Source organism: Nocardia sp. NPDC047038 (assembly GCF_040644075.1).
Lineage (GTDB): Bacteria > Actinomycetota > Actinomycetes > Mycobacteriales > Mycobacteriaceae > Nocardia > Nocardia sichangensis.
On the sequence record NZ_JBEYVQ010000056.1, the window covers coordinates 1 to 1,268 of the forward strand.

General features: G+C 69.0%; 1 protein-coding gene. It reads left to right on the forward strand.

Annotated elements, in window-relative coordinates; translation table 11 throughout:
• Positions 1–1,268 (forward strand): condensation domain-containing protein (locus tag ABZ824_RS39730; protein ID WP_356970056.1); only part of this gene is annotated, 1,268 nt, incomplete at both ends.

Here is a 1,268-nt window from a genome sequence, read left to right on the forward strand (position 1 = left end):
GAACCGATCCCGTTGTCGCTGGCCCAGCAACGGATGTGGGTGCTCAACCAATTCGACCCCGCCTCCGCCGCCTACAACATCCCGATGGCCATCCGCCTGCACGGCGCCCTGGACGTCTCCGCCCTGCGCTACGCACTCGCCGACGTCCTCGAACGCCACGAATCCCTACGCACCCGCTACCCCGCCGGCGGACCCGGCGCACTACCGTTCCAGCAGATCCTCACCGTCGACCAAGCCCTCCCCACCGGACTGGAGGTCGTGGTCACCGACGACCCCACCACCCAGGTGATGGACTTGATGCTCACCGGCTTCGACGTCACCACCGAAGTCCCCGTCCGCGCCCTGCTGCTGGAATCCGGCCCCGACGAACACCTGCTGGCGTTCGTGGCCCACCACATCGCCGCCGACGGCGCCTCCATGGCCCCCCTGGCCCGCGACCTGGTCACCGCCTACCTCGCCCGCATCGGCGGCAACTCCCCCCGCTGGGCGCCACTGGAAGTGCAATACGCCGACTACGCCATCTGGCAACGCCACGTCATCGGCACCGACGACGACGAAACCTCCGTCGCCGCACGACAACTCGCCTACTGGCGCCACCAGCTGGCCGGGCTCACCGGCGAAGCCGAACTCCCCACCGACCGGCCCCGCCCCCCGATCCCGTCCATGCGCGGCGCCAACACCGGCTTCGCGGTCTCCCCCGACATCCACCAAGCCCTCACCGAGCTGGCCCGCGCCCACAACTGCACCCTGTTCATGGTCGTGCACGCCGCCCTGGCGGTCCTGCTGGCCCGCCTCACCGGCGACCCCGACGTCGCGATCGGCACCCCCATCGCCGGACGCGGCCAACGCGCCCTCGACGAACTGGTCGGCATGTTCGTCAACACCCTCACCCTGCGCACCCGCGTCGAAACCGGCACGAGCTTCACCGAACTCATCGACCAAGCCCGCGAAACCGACCTCGCCGCCTTCGCCAACGCCGACATCCCCTTCGAACGCGTCGTCGAAATCGTCGCCCCCGGCCGCGCCACCACCCACAACCCCCTGTTCGGGGTCGTGCTGTCGTTCCAGAACAACGAACAACCCACCCTCCAGCTGCCCGGCCTCACCGTCACCGCCCTGGACACCGACACCGTCGCCGCCAAATTCGACCTGCAAGTCAACATCAACCCCCACCACCACGACGACGGCACCCCCGCCGAACTCGACACCATCTTCACCTACGCCACCGACCTCTTCGACGAAACCACCATCCACACCCTCGGCCACCG